The following is a 15,004-nucleotide window of genomic DNA, read 5'->3' as shown; positions in this document are numbered from 1 at the left end:
TGATGGCAATGGACCTCGACGATATCGCGTTCTGGACCGCCCAGGCGGTCCGCATCTTTGGCAAGGCTGATTGACGCATGGCGCTCAAGCTCTCCCTTCTGCTGCAAGCGGTCGACCGGATCAGCGCACCCGTGCGCCGCGTCCGTGACAGTGTGCAGCGCATGGGCGATGGCGTCGAGCGCGCCGCGCGCAAGGTCAACCGCGCCGGTGGGTCGGTCGATCGGCTAGGCGGCAAAGTCCAGGCGCTGCGTGCCAAGATGCTCGGCATGCTTGTGGCAGCTAACCGGGCGGCCGGGCCCAACGGCATCGACCTTTTCGGCCGAGCCATGGACAAGGCAGGCTTCGCAGCGGGTCGGCTGTTGCGGTATGTCGGCGGTGCTGCACTGGGCCTGGCCAAATGGGGCGCGGCGGCGGGCGCGGGTGCTACCGGCTTTGCGCTGTTCGACATGTTCAAGACGGCGGGTGAGTTTGAGCAGATCGAAATCGCACTGACAGGTCTGATGGGCTCGTCTGGCGCAGCTAAGAAGTCGATGGCTTGGATCTCAAAATTTGCAGCTGAAACGCCCTATGAGCTTCAGGATGTCGCTCAGGCATTTAGGCGGCTGAAACTCTATGGAATCGATCCAGTGGATGGATCGCTTCGGACACTAGGCGATGCAACCTCTGGCACAGCGGTCCCCTTGGAGATGGGTGTCGAAGCATTAGGCGACGCCATGCGCTTCGAATTTGAAAGGCTCAAGGAATTCGGCATTACGGCTCGGCAAGAAGGTGACAAGGTCACGCTGAGCTACGTCAAAAACGGCAAAGAGATATCGCAGGCAACGCAGAAGACGGCTCTCGGAATCAAGGGCTTGGTGCTCGAACAAATGTCACAGCTTTATGGGGGTGGCATGAAGGCCCAGAGCCGAACGTTCTTCGGGCTTCTGTCCAACCTAAAGGACAAATGGACGCAGTTCCAGCTGGCCGTTGCCGACGCAGGCGTGTTCGACAAGGTCAAGGGGCGGCTCGAGGAAATCCTCGCCCGCGTCGAGACCATGGCGTCCGACGGCAGGCTGCAAGCCTGGGCTGAGCGTATTGGCGACAAGCTCGAACGCGCCTTTGACTGGGGCTACAAGTTCGTCACCGAGACCGACTGGCAGGCGGTCGCCGATGGCATGCAGGCTATCGTCAGCGTCCTCGGCACCATCATTGCGTTCATCGGCAGGGCAGCATCCGCCTGGTCGCGCTGGCAAGCGGACGTGCAGCGCAAGCAGCTCGAGAATATCCGCGACGGGTGGTTTAGCTCGTCGGAGGATCGGGCCGCCGCCGTTCGCGGGCTCCAGGAGCTTGATGCGCGGCAGAATGGGACGCCGCGTCGTCGCCCCGCGTCGAGGCCAAAGCCGGGCAGTTGGCTCGACAACATGAGCAAGCCGATCTCGCCGCGCGCAGCGATGCCCCGCGCCAAGGTGCCCGGCTCCCCGAGCGCCAGCGCAGACAAGGTCCAGGTCGGCGGCAAGGCCACGCTGGTCGTTGATGTTCGCGGCCAGGCAACCGCACGGATGGACGGTCAATGTCGAGCCGTTCGAGGGTGACCTGCCGACCAGCGCCGACTTCTTCGCTTATCTGAAGGTGGGCGACGAGGTCGGCGGCAGGCTTCGCGGCTTCGGCGCGATCGACATCGAATGCGCCATCCGCCGCGCCGCGCCCGCGCACACTGCGGCGCTGTTTGCCTATCAGATCGAGCCGGACGCCGCCTTCTGGATCGACTTCACCAACCCTGGCCCTGCCGTTTGAGGAGACATCAAGATGCACAGGATTGACACATCAGGGGCCGTTGCCGGCCTGTTTCAGGAGGGCAACCCGGCGATCGGCCAGCAGGCCACGCGGCTCGGTGCGGCCTGGCTGAACGACATGCAGGAAAATGTCGCCAAGGTGATCGAGGACGCCGGCATCGATCTTGAGAAGGGGAACTATGACCAGCTGCGCGACGCGATCGTGGCTATGATCGCGGGCGTGGTCGGCGATGGCGACGGCGCAGTGCCGACGACTCTCACGGTTACCGGCGCTGGGCTGGCGACGGGCGGCGGCGACCTGACCACCAATCGCGTCATCACGGTCCCTAAGGCAAGCGCGGCAGAGGTCGCCGCCGGCACAGACGATACCAAGGCCGTCACCCCGCTGGCGCTGGCAGGCGGCATCGGCGGCAAGTCGCTGGCGGCGAGCGGCTATATCACGCTGCTCGGCGGCGTGATCATGCAGTGGGTCACCGCATCGGTCAGCGCCAACGGATCGACCAATGTCACGCTGCCGACGACCTTCCCCAGCCAGTGCGTCTTCGCGACCTTCTCGGGTGGCGCTGCGCTGACCAACGCCCAGGACAACGACCCGTTCGTCTCGAACCGGTCGGCCAGCACCGTGACGGTCTTCAGCGCGCGCGACGAGGGCACGATCGGCGTCGTCTTCGCCATCGGTTTCTAAGGAGCAACCCCATGAGCAAGTTCTTCAGCCCTTCGACCGGATCGTTCTTCGACGAGGCGATCCACGGTGCTTTCGAGATCGAGAAGCCGCAGACTGCGCGCGAGCGCAAGGCGGGCAAGCGGCCCCAGACGATCCCCAACCCGGCCTGCAAAATTCCCGATGACGCGGTGCCGATCAGCGATGCCGATCACGCCCGGCTCATGGCCGAGGTCGCCAAGGGCAGGCAGATCATCGCGCGCGGCGGCAAGCCCGTCGCGGTCGACCAGGTGCGCTCGGCCGAGGAGCGGCTCGCCGCGCGCCGCGCCCAGCGCGATCGCCTGCTCGCGGCCAGCGACTGGACCCAGCTTGCCGACACGCTGGCCGATGACCCGTCGCTCAAGGCCAACTGGGCGCATTATCGGCAGCAGCTGCGCGACCTGGACATGGAGGGCGCGGGCTGGCCGATTGCGCCCGATGATGACCTCGGAGGGTCGATCTGATGGCCAAGCGCAGGAAGGCGGCCGCCGTCGAGGCACCGCAGACCAGAGGCGAGGCGATCGCGCTGGCTCAGCTTTATGTGGAAGCGGAGCGCACCGCGAGCTGGTCGCAGCAGCTGCTCGACGACCAGATCGCCAAGGCCAAGGCGGATCATGCGCGAAGGATGGAGAACATCGAGCCGCATCTTCAGCACGCCTTCACGGGCCTGCGCGCCTGGTGGGCTGCCAACTCGGCCGAGCTGACTAAGGGCAAGCGCCGCTCGATCGAGCTCGGTCCCGTCACGCTCGGCGAGCGCACCGGCATGCCCAAGCTTAAGCTGCCCAAGGGCATGAACGCCGAGGCCGCGCTCGCATGGCTGAAGGGTCTAAGGTGGAAAGGCGCGCGCGGGTTCATCCGCACCAAGGAAGAACTCGACAAAGAGGCGGTAATCAAGGCGCTGCGAGCACCGGCTGATGCGCCTCAGTATGCTCAGGCTGCACGAAAGCTCTTCAGCGACGGCGAGTTCAAAGTCGTCCAGGCCGAGGAGTTCTTTATTCGCACCGGCGAACCGGAATCGCCGATCGACATGGAATCGCAGACCTGGCCGACTTCCTGACAGGAGGGAGGCCAAGGGGCGCGGCAACGCCCCGCAGCCGCGCGAAGTGACCGCGCATCTCAAGGCCGCTGCAGCGGCCCGTTGATCCCCTCCACCGGCGCACCGGCAGGGGCCTTATGAGATGTGAGAAATGAAAGAGTCGAGTCTTTTGACGCCGGTCCGTCCGGTGAAGCCCGTCGCTCCTTGGGTCGGCGGCAAGCGTGCCCTGTCCGGCCGACTGGTGGAAATGATCAGCCGGATGGATCACAAGCTCTATGCCGAGCCCTTTGTCGGCATGGGTGGCGTGTTCTTCCGCCGCAAGCATCGTCCGGTGTGCGAGGTCATCAACGATCGCAGCCGCGACGTCGCCAACCTCTTCCGGATCCTGCAGCGGCATTATCCGCAGTTCATGGACACGTTGAAATGGCAGCTCAGCAGCCGCGCCGAGTTCGAGCGGCTGATGAAGGTCGATCCAGAAACGATGACCGATCTGGAGCGAGCTGCCCGGTTCCTCTATCTGCAGCGCCTGGCTTTCGGCGGCGAGGTCGACCGGCGCACCTTCGGCGTCAGCTACACCAATGGCGCGCGGTTCGATCTGACGAAGCTGGGGGCGATGCTGGAGGACGTGCACGAGCGCCTGAGCGGGGTCATCATCGAGTGCCGACCTTTTGAGCAGATGATTCGGCAATATGATCGGCCTGGCGCGCTGTTCTATTGCGACCCGCCCTATTGGGGCTGCACCGACGACTATGGAAAGGACCTATTCTCAGAGGCCGATTTCGGGCGCTTGAGGGACGTCTTAGCTGCCCTTCAGGGGGCGTTTATCCTCTCCATCAACGACACCCCGGAGATCCGCGAAATCTTCGCCGGGTTCACCCTCCAGGAGGTCACCCTCAACTATCGCCGCAGCGGGGCAGTGACTCCCGCTCGCGAACTGATTATCACCAAAGGGTGACGCGCAGGCTTCAGGAGGTGATGATCGATGCCCTACAGTGACCAAGGTGTTTGGGAGCATATCGACGCGATGCTCGACACGCCGGACTTTTATGTCGAGCTCCGTATCACAGGGTGTCCTGACCCTCTAGTGATCAAAGGGTTGTCCGCTTACGACGACGATGGCTTCATCGTCGTTACTGCCGATGCCGGAAACGAGGTAGCGGTGAAGGCCAGCGCGATCGTCTCGATTCGACGGTGCTAAGTGCTCCAGCATGTCTTGTCCGGGACTCCCGATTTTTGTGTCGCGCTACAACGCCGACCCACCCCTAACCCCTCCCTGGCAGGGAGGGGAACGCGCGACAACGCACCCTTGCGCGCCAAAATCGCCCCTAACCACCCCCGCTCATCCTGAGCAGCGGGCGCAGCCCGCGTAGTCGAAGGACCCGCGCCCACGCTGGCCGTATCGCGGGGCCTTCGACAAGCTCAGGCTGAGCGGACGTAGTGACTGCTTTTGCGACGTTGAGGAAAAAGCCCTAGCTTCAGCAAGCGATCCCCTTGCAGCCACCTTAAGCTAGCGGCACTATGCTGGCATGGACAAGGTTTTATCTTTAGCCGCTCCTCAGCTTCGAAAGGAGCTTAGCCATTATATTGGTGAGTTGGCAGCCGAAGATCCCCGAACGATCTGGCAGCAAGAGCGTCAGGAAGGACTCTCATCTGGAATAGACGAGGTGTGCTACTTCTTCTTCGATGACCATGATTTTGATGAAAGTGGCATTGGCGTTGTTTTTTTGAATCCCGAGGAGGTCGCTGCTGTAGGTGCTGTGAAGCGAGCTTTGGACGCTTTGCTGAAGGTTGTAGGTGACAAGAGTGATGACGACTTCATCGAACATTGCTTGTGGGTCAACGTGACAGCGGCCGCCAGTGCAGCGCAGGACCTGCTAGCCGCTTGACAGGAACGGCAGCTTTCCACGAAGCTTTTGATTTTGGTGCAATCGAAACACCCTGCCAAAAGCAACCACGACAAGAGGCCGCAGAAAACTACGAATTCCGGCTACCATTCCAATTTGGCCAACGGTCCGGCGATCACCCCCGGACCCGCCTCACCCTCAGCCCAGTTTCTGCGCCACCAGCGCCTTGAGGTCCACCGACGAGCGCGCGCCGAAGTGGGAGATGATCTCGGCAGCCGCAATCGCGCCCATGCGCAGCGAAGTCTCGACATCGCGGCCCTGCGCCTGACCTGCCAGGAAACCGGCGGCGAACAGGTCGCCTGCGCCGGTGGTGTCGACGACCTTGTCGATCGGCTCGGCGGCGACGGCGTAGCGCTGGCCGTCATGGATCGCGATCGCGCCCTTTTCGCTGCGGGTGACGACCAGGGTCGGCAGCTTGGCCGAGACGGTGGCGACCGCGGCTTCGAAATCGTCAACTTGTGCCAGCGAGCAGATTTCGGCCTCGTTCGAGAACAGGATGTCGATCTGGCCCTTGTCCAGCAGGTCGAGGAAATCGGCGCGGTGGCGATCGATCACGAAGGCGTCGGAAAGGGTGAAGGCAACCTTGCGGCCTGCCGAGCGGGCGGCATCGATGGCGGCGCGCATCGCGGCGCGCGGCTCTTCGGGGTCCCACAGATAGCCCTCGAGATACAGCACCGCCGCATCCTGGATCATCGCGGCGTCGAGAGCGCTGGCGGGCAGGAACTGCGATGCGCCCAGGAACGTGTTCATCGTGCGCTGGCCATCGGGCGTCACCAGGATAAGGCAGCGAGCGGTCGGCACGTCGCTCCCGGCGCGCACCGGCGTCGCGTAATCGATGCCGAGCGCGCGCACGTCATGCGCGAAGACTTCGCCGAGCTGATCGTCAGCGACCTGGCCGATGAACGCGCACTTGCAGCCCATCGCCGCCATGCCAGCGAGCGTGTTGGCCGCCGAACCGCCGCTGATTTCCTGCGCCGGACCCATCGCCGCATAGAGCGAAGTCGCACGGTCGGCATCGATCAGCATCATGCCGCCCTTGGTCAGCCCTTCCTTTGCGAGCAGCGCATCATCGGCGGGGGCCATCACGTCGACAATGGCATTGCCGATGGCGAGGACGTCGAAACGGGGGCTGGTCATGAAGGCTGTGCTTTCGGTCTGGCGGAAAAACGGTTGCCGCGCGCCTAGAGGCTTGGACGCACGGGTTCAAGCCCGAATGCAGCCCGATTGACCGGGCGCAGGAATTGGCCGACACCGGCCATGATGCTGAACGCGTTTTTCAAGAGCCTCGGGCAACTGGGTGACCGTGCGATCCTCGGCGCGCTGTTCTGGACGATCCTGTGCGCGCTGCTGATCTTCGCCGCATCGGGCTGGGCGCTGTGGCAGGGCCTGGCCTGGGCGATGGCGCGCTATGGCGGGCCGCTGTCCGGCTATGCCGACTGGACCGGCGTGCTGGCGGCGGTGGCGACGATCATCGCCTTCTGGTTCTGGTGGCGCGTCGTCGTGATCGCGGTGCTGCAACTGTTCGCCGACCGCATCGTCATCGCGGTAGAGCGCAAGCATTATCCGGATGCCGCCGCGAGCGCGCGCGACCTGCCGATCGGGCCGTCGATCGCAATGGCGCTGCGCAGCCTGATGCGCGCGCTGCTCTACAATGCCATCGCCCTGCCCTTTGCGCTTATCCTGCTGTTCACTGGCATCGGCGCGCCGATGCTGTTCCTGGCGGTCAACGCGGTGCTGGTCGGGCGCGATCTCGACGAGATGGTCGCCGCGCGGCACCCGCATCTGGGGCTCGCAGGCGCATCCCGGACCAGCCGTTTCCTGCTTGGGCTGATCGCCAACCTGTTGCTGCTCGCGCCCTTGGTCAATCTGCTCGCGCCGATTATAGCCGCGGCGATGGCCACGCACCTCTTTCATCTGCGCGCGGCCGGGGGGAAGGTCTGATGCGTTATCCCGTACTGCTTGCGCTGAGCGTAGGGCTGGCCGCCTGCGCGGCGCCGCAAAAGACGGTCGCGCCGGTGCGCCCCACGCTCCCTGCGCGCAGCACCACGCTGCCGATCAAGGGGCTGGAATCGGTACTCGGCAAAGGCCAGCGCGATCTCGAACGGATGTTCGGCACGCCCCGACTGGATGTGCGCGAATTCGACGCGCGCAAGCTGCAGTTCGTGGGCCAGGCCTGCGTGCTCGACGTGTTTCTCTATCCCGAAGGCGCGGGCGGCGCGCAGATCGCCACCTATGTCGATGCCCGCCGCAAGGACGGGCAGTCGGTTGATCGCGCCGCCTGCGTGGACGCGCTGCGCAAATAGACTATTCGGCTGGTTCCGACTGCGCTTCCGCAGGAGCGTCGGCAGCTTCCTCGGCAGGCTTGTCCTTCACCGCCTTGCGATCGGTGAACCAGATGGCGACGATGCTCAGTTCGTAGAGCAGGATCAGCGGGATCGCGAGCATCAGCTGCGAGACGACATCGGGCGGCGTCAATATGGCCGCGGCGATGAAGGCCGCGACGATCATGTAACGGCGCACGCTGATCAGCTGCGCCCGGCTGACGATGCCCGCGCGGTTGAGCAGCATCAGCAGCACCGGCAGCAGGAAGCTGATCCCGAAGGCCAGGATGAACTGCATCACCAGCGAAAGATAGGCATCGGTGCTGGGCAGCGCCTCGACCGACAGTCCGCCCGATTCCCCCTGGAACTGCAGGAAGAAATGAAAGGCCGTGGGCATCACGACATAATAGGCCAGCGCCGCGCCGGAAGTGAACAGCACCGGGGTAGCGAACAGGAACGGCAGCAGCGCCCGCTTTTCCTGCCGGTACAGGCCCGGTGCGACGAACGCCCAGATCTGGTTCATGATGATCGGAAAGGACAGGCAGAAGGCGGCGAAGATCGCGACCTTCACCTGCACGAAAAACGCCTCGTACAGCTTGGTATAGACCAGTCGTCCGCCGCCATCGCCGAACGCATCCTTGAGCGGCACGACCAGGAACGAGAATATGTGCTCGGAAAAATAGAAGCAGATGCCGAAGGAAATCAGCAGCGCGATGACGCAGCGGACCAGCCGCTGGCGCAGCTCGATCAGATGATCGAGCAAAGGCGCGCGCGAGGCGTCGATGTCTTCATCGGTACTGCTCACCGTTCACCCTCGGTCACCGGCGTGGCAGGGGCAGGAATGGCGGCAGGCTGCTCGGCGAGCGGCTCCATCGCCGGGCTCGGTTCCGGTGCGGGCGTCACTGCAGGGGAAGCGGGAGGATTGGCGGCGGCATATTCGCGCATGATGCGCTCGTTGTCCGCCTTCCACTTCTTCTCCATTTCCTCCAGCTCGACCTCGCGCACCATCGCGTCCAGCCCGCTGCGGAAATGGCGCGCCATGCCCTTGGCCTTGCCGATCACCTGCCCCACCTTGTAGAGCGCGCGCGGCAGGTCCTTCGGGCCGATCACCACGATCGCCACGATGACAATCATCAGCAATTCGGTCGATCCGATGTCCATCATGACATGGTCACGCCTTCATGCGGGCCGGTGCGACGGACCGGCCTAAACTTAACCGGGCTTGCGCTCTTCGGTGCTGGTCGCGGTGCCGTCGATCGTACGCGCCGGGGGCGCCTCGATCTGCGCCACGGGGCGCTTGGGCTGAACCGGCTCGTCTTCATCGTCGGCCATGCCCTTCTTGAAGCTCTTGATGCCCTTGGCAACGTCACCCATGATCGAGGAAATGCGTCCGCCGCCGAACAGCAGGACGATGATGATCAGCACGATAACCCAGTGCATCAGGGAGAAGGATCCCATGGCAAATCTCCTGAAAGCCTGGCGGCTATCTAGTCCCCCTCGTCCGGCATTTCCAGCAATGAATCCGATTCTTCGGATAAGTCGTCCGTAGCGTCGGTGCCCAGCGCGCCTTCGAGCGCCAGATCGACCGGATCAAGCAGACCTGCAGCCTTGAGGTCTTCCAGACCCGGCAGATCGCGGCGGCTGGACAGACCGAAATGGGTGAGGAAGGCGGGTGTGGTGGCATAGATCAATGGTCTGCCCGGCACCTCGCGGCGTCCGGCAGGGGCAACCCAGCCTTCTTCCATCAGCACGTCGATTGTGCCCTTGCTCACCTGCACGCCGCGAATCGCCTCGATCTCGGCGCGGCTGACCGGCTCGTGATAGGCGATGATCGCCAGCGTCTCGGTGGCCGCGCGCGACAGCTTGCGCGTCTGCTCGGTCTCGCGCCGCAGCAGCCAGGCAAGGTCCGGAGCGGTCTGGAAATGCCAGCGCCCGCCGCGTTCGACGAGCTCGACCCCGCGTCCGGCATAGTCGCCGACCAGCCGTTCAAGCGCGCCCGCGATATCTGCCTCGTCACCGATCTGCGCGCGCAATTGCTCCACCGTCTGCGGTTCGATCGCCGCGAACAGCGCCGCCTCCACTGCGCGCACGATGGGATCGGACCCGGTCATCCGGCCTTGCGCACCTGAAGCGGCGCGAACGCTTCTTCCTGCGCCAGTTCGACCCGTCCCTGTCGCGCCAGTTCGAGCAGCGCGAGAAAGGTCGAGGCCTTGGCCGAGCGCTTGAGCTGCGGATCGGCGGTCTCGGGCAGGAAGGCGCTGAGCTCGGTCCAGTCGAGCGCGGTGCCGAGCATGAAGGAGAGACGCGCCAGCGCATCTTCCAGCGTCATCACCTTGCGCGACTTGACCATGTGCACCACCGGCTCGCTGCGCTGCTTGACGCGGCCATAGGCGGCGAGCAGGTCGAACAGCGAGCAATCGTGCCGCGTCCTGGTGAGCAGCCGCAAGCCTTCAGCCTGACCATGAGCGAAAACGTCGCGGCCCAGCCGGTCTCGGCCCAGCAGCCGCGCCGCCGCCTCGCGCATCGCGGAAAGGCGCTGCAAGCGCAGTTGCAGCCGCAGTGCCAGCTCCTCGGGCGAAGGCTCCACCTCGGGATCGCCGGGCAGCAGCAGCGCCGACTTGAGATAGGCGAGCCAGGCGGCCATCACCAGATAATCGGCGGCCAGTTCCAGCTTCAGGCTGGTCGCGCTCTCGATAAAACCGAGATACTGGTTGGTAAGCTCGAGGATCGATATCTGGCGCAGATCGACCTTCTGCCGCCGCGCGAGATCGAGCAGCAGGTCGAGCGGGCCTTCCCAGCCATCGACATCGATCAGCAGGGCTTCGGCTGCGGCGGTGGCGGCGGGCACGGGTTCGCGGAAGAAGATATAGTCGCCGCCTGACGGATCGAGCGCGGCCGGCGGCGCGCCGATGATCAGGTCATCGGCGGTCACGCCAGCGCCAGCAGCGCGTCACGTCTGGCAATCAGCTCGGCCTGATGCGACCAGTCGGCCACCGGGTTGATCGCCGCCCGCGCCCGGTCAAGCCGCGCGCGGGAGACATCGGAAATATCAGGCAGGGCGTTCACGATGCCGATCATCTCGTCCATCCGCGCCCAGCAGTTGAGCGCAATGTCGCAGCCCGCCTCGATCGCCCGTGCCGCGCGGTCGGGCACCTGGCCGGCCAGCGCCTTCATGTCGAGATCGTCGCTGAGCAGCAGCCCCTCGAAGCCGATGCGCTGGCGGATGATATGCTCGACGATCCACGGCGAATGCGTGGCGCAGCGCTCCTTGTCCCAGGCCTCGAACAATATGTGCCCGGTCATGCCAATCTCGGCGCTGGCGAGCGCACGAAACGGGGCGATGTCCTGCTCGAGTTCTTCTTCGCTCGCAGTGACGCGCGGCAGTTCCATATGGCTGTCGACCAGCGCGCGACCATGGCCCGGCATATGCTTGATCGTGCCCAGCACGCCGCCGCGCCGCAACCCGTCGAGCACCGCGCGGCCTAGCGCAGCCACGCGCAGCGGTTCCTGCCCGAGCGCGCGATCACCGATTGCGGGCGTACCGCCGGGGATCGCGACATCGAGCAGCGGCAGGCAATCGACCGTGATGCCCACCTCGGCGAGATCGAGCGCCAGCGCCTCGGCATTGGCCCGGGCCGCCTCGATCGCGCTCGCCGGGGCGATATCGTAAAGCTTGTCGAACGCCGCGCCGGGCGGAAAGGCGAGCCATTCGGGCGGCTTCATGCGGGATACGCGCCCGCCTTCCTGGTCGATCAGGATCGGCAGCCGGTCATCGCCGTGCAGTTCGCGCAAGCTGTCGGTCAGCGCGCGAAGCTGCGCGCGCGTCTCGATATTGCGGCCGAACAGGATATAGCCCGCAGGCGCAGCATCCCTGAAAAAGGCGGCTTCGTCAGGCGAGAGGCTGAGACCGGCAAGGCCGAAGATGACAGGCTTCATCCTTCCGGTTTACGACCGGACGGACGCAGAAATCAACGCACCACAAGGCAGTTTTGCCCAGCTTTCTTGAGCTGGTCGCAAACCTGGTTCGCACTGGCGGGGCTACCCAGTACCGCACTCAGACGGAACACGGTGCCGCCATCAACCGTCGCCTGCACGATACGGCGATCCAGGCCCTTGAGCACTTCATGCCGCTGGCTCAGCGTCTGCCATCCGGTCAGAGCACTGGCCTCGTCGGTATAGGCGCCAAGCTGCACCAGCGCGCTGCCTGGAGGCGGCGGGGCACCGGCAGCATCCGCCAGCTGGCCGGTCGGCTGCTCGCCCTGGCTGACGGCGAAGCTGGCATCGCCCGTTCCCTCGACTTTCTGCTCCTGGCTGTCCTTGGGGCGGACCTTGTAATCGCCCTGCGGCGCCGCGATCAGGCTGCCATCGCCTTCGGGCGCGCTCCCCGATCCGCCAAGCCAGCAAATGGCGGCGAGCACGATCGAAAGCCCGACCAACCCCAGCAAGACGAAGCCGAAGATCTTGGCGCCATTGCCGTCGTTCGCCGGTACGTCGTCCACCGATTCCAGCCAGGGCAGCCGGTCATCATCGGCGTCCAGCCCGAGGGACTGATCCCGCAGCTCGCCATCCACCCCATTATCCAGCCGATTGCTCATTCATCCGCCCCATCAACGCGCCGTCGCTTGGCCCGGCAGGCCCGGCGTCACATCTGCGTCGCCGCCTCCACCGCCATCAGGCCAAGGCCGTTGGCGATGACTTGCCCGATATTTGCCGCCATGAAAAGCCTCGCGCCGCTGGTCTCGGGGTCATGCGCCAGAACGATACGCTTGTCGGTGCGATCGTTGCCCAGATTGAAGAACGCGTGAAAGGCTGCGGCCAGATCGCCCAGATAGAAGGCGATGCGGTGCGGCTCGCGGTTGAGCGCGGCGGCCTCGACGATGCGCGGGAATTGCGCCGCAAGCGCGATCAGCGCCTGCTCTTCGCTGCCCAGCGTGCCCAGATGATCGGCGGATGGCGCCAGCCCCTCGCCAGCGGCCTTGCGCAGGATCGAATGGATCCGCGCGTGCGCGTACTGCACGTAAAAGACCGGATTGTCCTTCGATGCCTCGACGACCTTCTCGAAATCGAACTCCATCTGCGCATCGGCCTTGCGGGTCAGCATGGTGAAGCGCACGACGTCCTTGCCGACCTCTTGCACGACATCGGCCAGCGTCACGAAATTGCCCGCGCGCTTGGACATCTTGAGCGGCTCGCCGCCGCGCATCAGCTTGACCATCTGCACCAGCTTAACGTCGAACCGCGCTTCATTGTCAGTCAGCGCCGCGACCGCCGCCTTGATGCGCTTGACGGTGCCGGCATGGTCCGCGCCCCAGATGTCGATCAGTTCGTCGGCATCCTGCAGCTTCTGGAAATGATAGGCGAGGTCCGCGCCGAAATAGGTCCAGCTGCCATTCGACTTGCGGATCGGGCGGTCCTGATCGTCGCCGAACGCGGTCGAGCGGAAGAGCGGCAGCTCGACCGGTTCCCAGTCCTCGGCCACCTTGCCCTTGGGCGCTTCAAGCACGCCATCATAGACCAGGCCCTTTTCGCGCAGCACCGCCTCGGCGGCCTCGGGCTTGCCCGCCGCCTGCAATTCGGCCTCCGACGCGAACACATCGTGATGGATGCCGAGCCGCGCAAGATCGGCGCGGATCATGTCCATCATCGCGGCGACCGCGCGCTTGCGGAAGGGGACGAGCCATTCGCCTTCGGGCGCATCGGCTTGAGCATTGCCCAATTCGCCGGCCAGTTCCTGCGCCAGCGGCACGAGATAGTCGCCAGGATACAGGCCCTCGGGCATCTCGCCACTTTCGAGGCCCAGCGCCTCGCGATAGCGCCAGTGCACCGAGCGCGCGAGCACATCGACCTGTCCACCCGCATCGTTGATATAATATTCGCGGATCACCTTGTGGCCCGAATATTCGAGCAAGGTTGCCAGCGCATCACCGACCACCGCGCCGCGACAATGGCCCATGTGCATCGGACCTGTCGGGTTGGCCGAGACATATTCGATGTTGACCGTCTTGCCCTTGCCGAGCTCCGACCGGCCGTAATCCCTGCCCAGCGCCGCGATGGCATTGAGCTCGTCCGCCCAGACCGAGGGGGCGAGCCGCAGATTGAGGAAGCCGGGCCCGGCGATCTCGACCTCGGTCACCGCCTCGATCTTGCGCAGCTCCGCTGCCAGCGCCTCGGCCAGCGCGCGCGGGTTGGTTCCTGCCGGCTTGGCGAGCACCATCGCGGCGTTGGTGGCGAGGTCGCCATGCGCCGCATCGCGCGGCGGTTCGACGGTGACGGCGGTGCGGTTGAGGGCTGCTGGCAGCGTGCCGGAGGCCTCGAGCGCGTCGAGCGCGTCATGAAGATGCTGGGTGAAAAGCGTGTAGAGAGTCATCGTGTTGGCCTTGTTCGCATCCAAACTCCTCGCCCCTTCAGGGGAGAGGACATCGAGACTTGGCCTGCATGCAGGCCTAGTCGCAGTCGGAGAGGGGCAAGTGCGAACCGCGTGCGCGGCTCCCCTCTCCAACATGGCCTAGGTCAGCAAGCTGACAAGGCCATGTATCCTCTCCCCTGAAGGAGAGAGGAGTGCGCTGGCTTCATCGCGTCGCGTTATATTGCAGCTGCTCCTGCGTCAGCTGGAAGCCGATCAGCAGCTCGAAGCTGGTGCGCTGCAGCGCGGTGCGTACCTCCGGGATGCTCAGCGGATCGATCGCGGCATCCGGGTCGCCCGACTTGCGACGGCGGGTGATGCGTTCGCGAATGTCCTCGGGAAGCGTCGCCGCTGCCTTGTTGATATAGCCCGCGCCGCTCGCCTGCGCCTGCGCGCGATATTCACCATCGGCAAAGTTCAGCGTCACAGATCCCAGCCGCTTGGCGACGACAGTGTTGCCGCCGCGCATGATGGTCGAGAAATAGGGCAGCGTCACGGTGCGCGCGCCACGATTGTCGCTGCGCCGCGCCAGCACGTCGAATGTAGCGGTCGCATAGATCTCCGCGCCGGTCTCGTCACAGGTGGGGCGCACATTGGTGATGGTGGCAACGACGTCGATCGCAGCGGCATCGCGGCTGCTCGGCGGGTTGAACACGGTCACGTCGCCGGTATGTTCGGGAATGGCGGTGTTCGGGCAGGCCGACAGGGTCGAGCTGACGCCCACGCCGGAGTCCACGACCAGCTGGTTCTTTTCCGCGCAGCCCGCCAGACCGAGCAGCGCCATCCCCGCCCCCATGATGGCGATCGACGGTTTGATGGGCAGATTGGGCATATGCAAACAGAAATCCTTCGAGGCCACAGTGCAACG

General features: G+C 64.8%; 20 protein-coding genes. 10 read left to right on the top strand and 10 right to left on the bottom strand.

What is annotated here, in order from left to right:
- Nucleotides 1-257 precede the first annotated feature (257 nt).
- From C7451_RS00250 to C7451_RS00215, 8 genes are all read left to right on the top strand, one after another.
- Nucleotides 258-1,571: a tape measure protein gene (locus C7451_RS00250; RefSeq protein ID WP_146215256.1), complete on the top strand. Its 1,314-nt coding sequence runs from the start codon at nt 258-260 to the stop codon at nt 1,569-1,571.
- Nucleotides 1,513-1,773 (top strand): hypothetical protein, encoded by a 261-nt coding sequence (locus tag C7451_RS00245; protein ID WP_110296981.1) that lies wholly within the window; start codon nt 1,513-1,515, stop codon nt 1,771-1,773. The genes C7451_RS00250 and C7451_RS00245 overlap by 59 nt, the downstream gene beginning before the upstream one ends.
- Nucleotides 1,774-1,785: 12 nt before the next feature.
- Nucleotides 1,786-2,457, top strand: a complete 672-nt coding sequence (locus C7451_RS00240) for a gp53-like domain-containing protein (protein ID WP_110296980.1) — start codon at nt 1,786-1,788, stop codon at nt 2,455-2,457.
- Between the two features lie 11 nt (nt 2,458-2,468).
- A complete protein-coding gene (locus C7451_RS20080) occupies nt 2,469-2,936 on the top strand; it encodes a phage tail assembly chaperone (protein WP_208625106.1) in 468 nt (155 codons plus the stop codon).
- Nucleotides 2,936-3,529, top strand: a complete 594-nt coding sequence (locus C7451_RS00230) for a host-nuclease inhibitor Gam family protein (protein ID WP_110296979.1) — start codon at nt 2,936-2,938, stop codon at nt 3,527-3,529. Before C7451_RS20080 ends, C7451_RS00230 begins: the two co-directional genes overlap by 1 nt.
- Before the next feature lie 130 nt (nt 3,530-3,659).
- Entirely contained in the window at nt 3,660-4,463 is an 804-nt protein-coding gene (locus C7451_RS00225) for a DNA adenine methylase (RefSeq protein ID WP_110296978.1), read from the top strand.
- 27 nt (nt 4,464-4,490) lie between these two features.
- Complete coding sequence (locus C7451_RS00220; protein ID WP_110296977.1) at nt 4,491-4,706, top strand: hypothetical protein; 216 nt, start codon at nt 4,491-4,493, stop codon at nt 4,704-4,706.
- Nucleotides 4,707-5,034: 328 nt separating this feature from the next.
- Entirely contained in the window at nt 5,035-5,394 is a 360-nt protein-coding gene (locus tag C7451_RS00215; RefSeq protein ID WP_110296976.1) for an SCO4402 family protein, read from the top strand.
- Nucleotides 5,395-5,550: 156 nt separating this feature from the next.
- Here the strand turns inward: C7451_RS00215 and C7451_RS00210 are convergent, their stop codons facing one another.
- Nucleotides 5,551-6,549, bottom strand: a complete 999-nt coding sequence (locus C7451_RS00210; RefSeq protein WP_110296975.1) for an adenosine kinase — start codon at nt 6,547-6,549, stop codon at nt 5,551-5,553.
- A 120-nt stretch (nt 6,550-6,669) separates the two neighbouring features.
- On the opposite strand from C7451_RS00210, the gene C7451_RS00205 reads away from it, so the two are divergent.
- Nucleotides 6,670-7,353: an EI24 domain-containing protein gene (locus C7451_RS00205; protein ID WP_244181501.1), complete on the top strand. Its 684-nt coding sequence runs from the start codon at nt 6,670-6,672 to the stop codon at nt 7,351-7,353.
- Nucleotides 7,353-7,715, top strand: coding sequence for a hypothetical protein (locus C7451_RS00200; RefSeq protein WP_110296974.1), 363 nt, complete (start codon nt 7,353-7,355; stop codon nt 7,713-7,715). Before C7451_RS00205 ends, C7451_RS00200 begins: the two co-directional genes overlap by 1 nt.
- A 1-nt stretch (nt 7,716) precedes the next feature.
- Here C7451_RS00200 and tatC read toward each other — a convergent pair whose 3' ends face one another.
- The 9 genes from tatC to C7451_RS00155 form a co-directional block, all read right to left on the bottom strand.
- A complete protein-coding gene (gene tatC, locus C7451_RS00195; protein WP_110296973.1) occupies nt 7,717-8,538 on the bottom strand; it encodes a twin-arginine translocase subunit TatC in 822 nt (273 codons plus the stop codon).
- A complete protein-coding gene (gene tatB, locus C7451_RS00190; RefSeq protein WP_110296972.1) occupies nt 8,535-8,897 on the bottom strand; it encodes a Sec-independent protein translocase protein TatB in 363 nt (120 codons plus the stop codon). Before tatB ends, tatC begins: the two co-directional genes overlap by 4 nt.
- Before the next feature lie 48 nt (nt 8,898-8,945).
- Complete coding sequence (locus C7451_RS00185; protein ID WP_110296971.1) at nt 8,946-9,191, bottom strand: twin-arginine translocase TatA/TatE family subunit; 246 nt, start codon at nt 9,189-9,191, stop codon at nt 8,946-8,948.
- A 29-nt stretch (nt 9,192-9,220) separates the two neighbouring features.
- On the bottom strand, nt 9,221-9,844 hold the full coding sequence (scpB, locus tag C7451_RS00180) for an SMC-Scp complex subunit ScpB (RefSeq protein ID WP_110296970.1): 624 nt from the start codon (nt 9,842-9,844) through the stop codon (nt 9,221-9,223).
- On the bottom strand, nt 9,841-10,599 hold the full coding sequence (locus C7451_RS00175; protein ID WP_110297390.1) for a segregation and condensation protein A: 759 nt from the start codon (nt 10,597-10,599) through the stop codon (nt 9,841-9,843). Before C7451_RS00175 ends, scpB begins: the two co-directional genes overlap by 4 nt.
- 62 nt (nt 10,600-10,661) lie before the next feature.
- Complete coding sequence (nagZ, locus tag C7451_RS00170) at nt 10,662-11,669, bottom strand: beta-N-acetylhexosaminidase (RefSeq protein ID WP_110296969.1); 1,008 nt, start codon at nt 11,667-11,669, stop codon at nt 10,662-10,664.
- A 32-nt stretch (nt 11,670-11,701) separates the two neighbouring features.
- A complete protein-coding gene (locus tag C7451_RS00165; protein WP_110296968.1) occupies nt 11,702-12,328 on the bottom strand; it encodes an SPOR domain-containing protein in 627 nt (208 codons plus the stop codon).
- A gap of 47 nt (nt 12,329-12,375) precedes the next feature.
- Nucleotides 12,376-14,100, bottom strand: a complete 1,725-nt coding sequence (gene argS / locus C7451_RS00160) for an arginine--tRNA ligase (RefSeq protein ID WP_110297389.1) — start codon at nt 14,098-14,100, stop codon at nt 12,376-12,378.
- Nucleotides 14,101-14,302: 202 nt separating this feature from the next.
- Nucleotides 14,303-14,968, bottom strand: a complete 666-nt coding sequence (locus C7451_RS00155; RefSeq protein ID WP_110297388.1) for a hypothetical protein — start codon at nt 14,966-14,968, stop codon at nt 14,303-14,305.
- Nucleotides 14,969-15,004 lie beyond the last annotated feature (36 nt).

This window comes from Blastomonas natatoria, assembly GCF_003201955.1.
In the GTDB taxonomy this organism is placed as follows: domain Bacteria; phylum Pseudomonadota; class Alphaproteobacteria; order Sphingomonadales; family Sphingomonadaceae; genus Blastomonas; species Blastomonas natatoria.
Note: the sequence above shows the minus strand (reverse complement) of the source record. Positions and strands in the feature narration are given on the sequence as shown.